The organism is Methanospirillum hungatei (genome assembly GCF_020216685.1).
Taxonomy (GTDB): Archaea; Halobacteriota; Methanomicrobia; order Methanomicrobiales; family Methanospirillaceae; genus Methanospirillum; species Methanospirillum hungatei_B.
The window spans coordinates 1-6,971 of sequence record NZ_JAIWNS010000232.1; the positions used below are offsets into that span (position 1 = coordinate 1).

General features: G+C 39.3%; 6 protein-coding genes. 1 reads left to right on the forward strand and 5 read right to left on the reverse strand.

The features are described 5' to 3' along the window. From LDL35_RS13665 to LDL35_RS13685, 5 genes are all read right to left on the reverse strand, one after another. Positions 1 to 564 (reverse strand): PAS domain-containing protein (locus LDL35_RS13665; protein WP_304023420.1); only part of this gene is annotated, 564 nt, incomplete at its 3' end. A gap of 45 nt (positions 565 to 609) precedes the next feature. Further along, positions 610 to 2,649: a methyl-accepting chemotaxis protein gene (locus LDL35_RS13670; protein WP_304023422.1), complete on the reverse strand. Its 2,040-nt coding sequence runs from the start codon at positions 2,647 to 2,649 to the stop codon at positions 610 to 612. 256 nt (positions 2,650 to 2,905) lie between these two features. After that, positions 2,906 to 3,046 (reverse strand): hypothetical protein, encoded by a 141-nt coding sequence (locus LDL35_RS13675; protein WP_304023424.1) that lies wholly within the window; start codon positions 3,044 to 3,046, stop codon positions 2,906 to 2,908. 872 nt (positions 3,047 to 3,918) lie between these two features. After that, positions 3,919 to 4,830 (reverse strand): hypothetical protein, encoded by a 912-nt coding sequence (locus LDL35_RS13680; protein ID WP_304023426.1) that lies wholly within the window; start codon positions 4,828 to 4,830, stop codon positions 3,919 to 3,921. Between the two features lie 131 nt (positions 4,831 to 4,961). Then, on the reverse strand, positions 4,962 to 5,777 hold the full coding sequence (locus LDL35_RS13685) for a DUF642 domain-containing protein (RefSeq protein ID WP_304023428.1): 816 nt from the start codon (positions 5,775 to 5,777) through the stop codon (positions 4,962 to 4,964). Positions 5,778 to 5,926: 149 nt separating this feature from the next. On the opposite strand from LDL35_RS13685, the gene LDL35_RS13690 reads away from it, so the two are divergent. Beyond that, on the forward strand, positions 5,927 to 6,971 hold a 1,045-nt coding region (locus LDL35_RS13690; RefSeq protein ID WP_304023429.1), incomplete at its 3' end, for a lipopolysaccharide assembly protein LapB.

The following is a 6,971-nucleotide window of genomic DNA, read 5'->3' on the forward strand; positions in this document are numbered from 1 at the left end:
AACCCAGAAGTCAAGATCAATTACACTCTTTCCAATAACTTCATCCCGTGTATACCCCCAGTGATCCACGAATTGCTTATTCACTTCAAGAAACTGGCCGGTGTTTAGATCACTAATAGCAATGCCTTCTGGTGCGAGATTGAAAATTGTTTTAAATAATCCCTCTTCATCTTCGAAAGTTGCAGGCGTTAGAACATTTTTGGAAATATCAGATATTATCCAGATTCTTCCCAATATTTCATCATTTTTGCCTAGAAGAGGTTTTGTTACCAGCCATTTATCTCCTGTAAGACATGAGAATTTTTGAGAGAACTCAAGAAGCGGATTATCTTTGATCCTCTCTAAAAGTGTTAAAAATAGCTCTGGCTTTATATCCAGGTCAATACATTTTGGCAATAAGTCAATAAGATGATTATTGAGGTACCTATCATCCAGATGGAACATCTCCCTGACTGTTTGATTAAAAAACAATAATGAGGAATTTGGATCGGTTATGACTATGCCATCCGGCAAAGCTTCATATCCGGCAAGGAGCAGATCACAGGTATGCGACAATACAGCCATTTTTCGGTATACTTCATTTTTTTCGTTCGTATATCAGTTTCTTTTTTATGCCACCGTAAAGTGCCCCATCCCGGTTGCTATCCGTTGAATTGCTGTTGTTGCTTCTGAAATTGCCCTGGATATCTGATCTATTGAGGCGGTTACTTCCTCTGTTGCTGCAGCAGAATCCACCGCTTCTTTTGCGGTTTGCCGAACCATGTTTTCAATCTCATTGACACTTGCCGTTATCTCCTGCACTGTTGCAGCCTGTTCTTCTGATGCACTGGCTCCTTCTGCCAGTTGTTCATAAATGATATTTATAGAGGCTACAATCTCATTAAACACTCGTAATGTCTCCCGTACTGCTTCGTTCCCTGATTTCACTTCATCCAGTGATCTTGTCATAGAGTCTGAAACGATCTGTGACTTTTTCTGGAGGTTTCCTATAATAGTGGCAATGTTTTCTGCTGACTTTTGTGACTCCAGTGCAAGTGATTTGACTTCATCAGCTACGACTGCAAATCCCAATCCGGCTTCTCCAGCCCGTGCTGCCTCAATAGCCGCATTCAGAGCGAGAAGACCGGTCTGCTCAGAAATTCCGGTGATAATACCCACTATCTTTCCTATCTCCTCCATCTGGTTATTGATGTCCTGAATATTACTCCCGGTATCTTCAAATGAGAGCATGATATCATTCATACCTCGCTCGGCCTCTCCTGCAAGTTTCAGCCCTTTTTCTGATAACTGCACGGTCTCCATAGCTTTTCCTGATGCTTCCTCTGCAGCGGCGGCAACAGCTCCGACAGCTTTTGAAAGATCATCCATAGCTGATAGTACCTGGGTAATACTACTACTGCTCCTCTCTGCAAGGCCGCTTACCGATGAGGAATTCTGTGCAAGCAGAGTGGTTGTACTGGAAACTTCGGTGGCACTGGCATTGGTCTCTTCCATCAACGCCTGCAAGGTCTCAACCTCCCCCTTCACACCGATAATTGCATCAGAGACACTCATTCCACTGTTATCCAGGGCTATTTTGAATTTTTCAAAGTCCCCTTTTACTTGTGCCTTCGTATCATACCGGGCAGTAAAATTACCGGTTGCAAATTTATTGACAATGTTCATGGCCTCCTGGAGGGGATGAACAAATGCACTAATAAGATCATTAACACTCTGGACCGTGACAAAAAATTCTCCTTCATGTTCCGCGGTATTGATAGTTGCATTGATATTTCCACTCTTTATCTCGTTTGCAACAGCCATAATGGCTTTATTGGCCAGTTTCGATCTCTCAATATTCCTGTTGATCTCATGGGCCTGTTTTTCAAGATTTACTGCCATCGAATCGAATGATGAACCAATGTGTGTTATCTCGTCCTGTCCGGTCAGTGCGATCCGGAATGACAGGTTCCCTGCTCCAACCTCACTCATACCGGTAATAAGCAGATTTATCCTTCGGGTCAGGTTGCGGATGATAAGCCATGAGATGAGCAGGAGAATTATCGCACATAAGAGGGTTATGATAATCGTCACTAGAACGATAAACTGATAACCGGCCTGTGCATCCAGATAATATTGATTGGCACTCTGGGTATTGAGCTCTATGAGCTGAGCTAACCCATCATATGTTTTTTTCCGAATCGGAACCAGAACTTCAGTCCGCAACTTTGTTGATTCTTCAACTTTTCCGGCGAAATTTAGTTCATTGGTCTGCTTGGCAAGATCAAAATATTCTGTTGAAGCCTGTTTGAGATCAGTAAAGACTTTTTTTTCATCCTCGTTCATTGGAATAGATTCATACTTATCCAGTTTTTCTTTGAAAGAGGTTACATAGGGCATTTGATTCGATTCTTCGATTGCACGTTTTTTTGTCTGATCTGGTTCAAGAGTGAGCATGTACCCCCCGACTGCAAAGCTCATCATGTCGGAATATGCTTCGAGAGCCAGAACTGAATGGGCATATTTATTCTGATATAACTCACCCAATTGCGAATTTATCTGCTGGGTGCTGAATATGCCGATGCATCCTACCACAATTATTGCGAAAATTCCTACAACCACGAGGATCAGTAATTTTTTACTTATTGTCAGATCGTCTAAGTGAATCATCGTCAGTGCCTCATAGAGTAGTAAGTCATTACATGATATTTGTAGATTATGTATCAAAATCCGAAATAATAGAGAATTAGAATTGGTTGATAGATAGGTCAGATTTCAATAAAAAATGGTTGACTCTTTTCAATACGAGGTTCTTCGGTTATCTATCTCAATGACCACTATCACGAATTGACCTTTGAGAAATGTAAGAATAGCACGATACTCACCCACCCTGTAGGAATAAAGCGGGTGTTTCTTACTTACTCCCTCAATCTTTTTCAGGTAGGGTTTTGGGATTTTGGGCATTTTCCAGAGTGAGAATTTCATCTTTTATGTGTTTTGCAATATTTACAGGTAGATTTTTCAGGAACTTCTCTGCTTTATTTGAGTAGAGAACAGTATGACTCATCAAATACCTATTTCCTATGAAAATTCCTACGGTTCTCAGAAATACCCCCTTAAAATAATCATTTGATAAATCATAAAATTTCAGGATCTGGTGCTTTAATAAGGATGTCCGCCTTTGCAATTATTTCTAATAGTTGCTCAAATGATACTTCCTTGGGAACCATTACCTAATTCATTGTTGGAACTTTCTTCCTTGGAAACAACGGATCATCATAGTATCGTTGTTTTTTAGGAGATACCAAATAATAATTACTATCTTTCGGGCCAATCCAATGGTGGCTTTCGCTTTTCCAATGAGTTCATTTTTCTTTCGTAGTAAAAGCGTAATGAATTATACCGGCATCTTGCTGCTGCATGAGCAATTTGTGTCAATATCCATCTTGCATGAACCGAACCTCTTTTTCACATCTTTTATTCGATCAAACCGCTCTTGAATTAGCTGGCCCGTACTCCATAAGATTGTTGCAATGACAAATTTATTATTAATATCCAGAATCGCGGATATTTACTCTTGAAATCATAATAGTAGGAAGTGGGCAGATGAATAGCCAGACAGTCCAATTTCCTATCCATGTTCAAAGACACAATTCAGCGGTTGGTTTTTTTACAGGGTGAACCCTAAAATCTTAACAACCTCCTCTGCCCAACCAAAATTTTTCCGGACAATTTAATGCACTACCATTAATTAAGTCTGCTGCGAATCAGTATCGGGGTTTTCCATCTACTTCTCTGCATTATTTGAGAAGAGGAGGGAATACCTCATCAAACTCGCAGTTCTCTGGCCACTATAAAAGAATTATAATCTCTGATCCCTGACTAACATCTGCAATATTCTCATCTCTTTATCCCAAAATGACTTTCATGATTTTAAAATTAATAATAATATCCTCCCCCGCCAGAGGCAATCAAAAACTCTTCAGATTCAGGTATGTATGAACCATTCGGATAAATATCGGTATATTTGACGATTTTCTGATCATTTAGTCCTGAATATGTATAGAATTGGACAATTATAGATTCGTTTTGACTATAAATTACAGGGTCAAACCGCTCAGGATAATCTCCCGTCCAATTCCACTTTGAACTCTTTAATTCGTCAATTAAAGGAACCTCAAAGGATGAACCTCTATCACGATTTGCATCTGCAACCATTTGATCATTGAGAATAATATGGGTTGACCATGTATTTCTGTCAAAAACAGAGGTATGATTTGGTATCATTTTATTCAGGATTGATGTTTCAAGATATGATTCATAACTTTTATCACCTGAAATATAATTTAATATCTCTAAATCTCCAAGGGGAGGAATTTTCTCATAATCATTGGTAAGATACTCCTCCGGAATGGAGGGGTTTTCATCTGCATCAAACACTAGCAAAAATGGGACACCTATCATAAATGTACGATAAAAGTACCCGGATATTATTTTATCAGGAGAGAGATGAAGATGGGGGAGTGCTTCAAGGACTTTTGTGCCATTACATGGATACAAGGACCAGCCTTCCGGAAGGGTCTCACACGATTCTTGCTCTTCTTCTGTTGCATCAAGCGAACAGTTCTCACTTAATATCAAAGACATCAGAGTGTCACATAATAAAATACTATTTACCTTTTCTCTTATTTCCTGCATTTGGGGATAATAATAAACAAATTCTGGCTTTCCCTGATCATTTGGTTCGGATCCGATTTGTAATGCAGGAACTTCATTGATGTTGCCAGAAACGGTTAAGGAAATGAAGAAGTTGCAGAGCAGGAAGAGTAATACTATGATTATTTTTTTCATGAAGAGAGATAATCACGAAAGTAGTTAATAATACACAACGTTAAATCAGTTTCCCGTGATCTACAGCTAAAAAAATCCCCAGAAATCATGAATTACGTACCCTCACTAAAAATTAAAATTAAAAAAATGGATTAACCTAATAAATCTCTCAATAATCCTTCAATCCAATTTTCATTTCCATAATCAGAGATTGAGGTTGGAGCAGGAGAAACATAGGCAGGCTGAGTTTTTCGAACCGGTCCTGTCATCATATCACATACCCAGACATTATCAATAACTGCCCCCCATGCATCTGATCCATCAGGATTTGTAGATTCAAATCGAAGAGTAGAGATCCCATCACTGTCTCCTAACAGGTACTTGTAGGTAATCTTTTTTCTCCATTTCATATCCATATGAGTGGCCTTCCAGGCTGCATTATTGAAATCTTCTCTGCCAACAATTTCATTATCCCAGTAGACAGTTACTTGTTTAATTTTATTGGTATCAGGATTGCCGGCAAGATCAAAAGATAACTCATAGTAATTCCCAGGATTGACTGATATTTGCTGCTCAATGGATCCGGATTCAGACCCTGCAATATCAAGAGACTGGCTCTTCTCAGACGGCTGCCAATAGCTCCTCACGAGGTCCACAGATCCAGAAATGATGTTCCAGGAATCGAGATTATGTCCTTGACTTAAGGTAGTGTACCCACTATTGATTGCCGGCGATTCAAAACCTCCATTTTTCACTAGATTTTTACAGGGAGGAAACTCTTCAGGTGTTTCAGTAACCGGAGGTGGGCGAACCTCGATCCTGATATTATGAGAATAATCCGGACATCCTTCAGGTCCAAGAACAAAGGCGTCCACCCGATAGATACTACCTGGAATCCCATCATACTGAAGCATCAAATGACCATTTTCATCGGTCACATATCCATCCATGTCTTCATATTCATCCATGATCACTTTATTTTTAATAAGATCATGAATTCGCCAGATTCTAAACGATAGAGGGATATATCCCATACGTTCTTTCGTATCTATTCCCTGAGTAGTTACAATTTTTCTTTCATAGAAAAAATTATCCCGGACAAGATATATCTCATGATATGAACCGAATATTTTTTCTTAGTATTCTCTTCATTTTGCTATTTGGACTATCTGCTCAAACCTCATTTGCTGAAGATAGTGCAGATGAATGGTATGAACAGGGGAACGCATACTTTAATGAAAGTAAATATGATGAAGCATTGGAGGCATATGACAAGGCATTACAGCTAAATCAAAACTTTACAAGCGCATGGATAGCAAAAGGAATAACTCATCAGAAATTAGGTGAGGACGAACTCGCTCTGGATACTCTGAAGACTGTAATAGAAATTGATCCTGAAGATGCAAACGGATGGTTTGTTTTTGGTTCTCTCTATTTTGAACTTGGCAAATATTCAGAGGCTGTAGATGCCTTCAGGAATGCCGTACGGATCAAACCAATATATAGTGAAGCGTGGAATTATCTTGGCAACTCTCTTTTCATCCAAGGATTATTTGCAGATGCAGCCGATGCATACCAAAAAACATTAGAGATTGATCCCGAGCATAAAAATGCCAGAGATGGAATAAATATGACACAAGAAGCAATTCATAATCAGGCAAAGGGATGGAAATATATCGGAGATTACCTGTATGGTGAAGGAAAATTCATTGATGCCCTGAATGCCTACAATCAGTCTCTTCTTTATGACCCGACATATACTGCAGTGCAAACAAATCTGAATACAACCATAGGTGCACTACAGGATCCTGAAAAGGCAATGCTCAGTTCTGCAATATTCTCATTGATGTTTGGAGATTATGATTCAGCCCTGAAGGGATATGAAAAAGTCATTCGCATTTACCCGAATTCATCTGATGCCTGGTCTGGGATGGGTATGACACTGCAAAAGATGAAACGATTCGAAGCATCTGAGCATGCATACAGAGAGGCAATAAAACTCGAACCTGAAGATGATAAAATTTGGAAAAATTTGGGAGATTTGTTAATCCTGACGGGGAAATTAAATGAAGCTCGTAGTACTTATGAACAGGCTCTTTCTCTAAATCCGGCAAATATGGAAGTCAGGGAACTACTTGAGCAAAAATTCAATAATACGAGTG

Coding starts and splice junctions, on each gene's coding strand:
- LDL35_RS13670 (WP_304023422.1), bottom strand. CDS start 2,649: ATGATTCACTTAGACGATCTGACAATAAGTAAAAAATTACTGATCCTC.
- LDL35_RS13685 (WP_304023428.1), bottom strand. CDS start 5,777: ATGGATGAATATGAAGACATGGATGGATATGTGACCGATGAAAATGGT.
- LDL35_RS13675 (WP_304023424.1), bottom strand. CDS start 3,046: ATGAGTCATACTGTTCTCTACTCAAATAAAGCAGAGAAGTTCCTGAAA.
- LDL35_RS13680 (WP_304023426.1), bottom strand. CDS start 4,830: ATGAAAAAAATAATCATAGTATTACTCTTCCTGCTCTGCAACTTCTTC.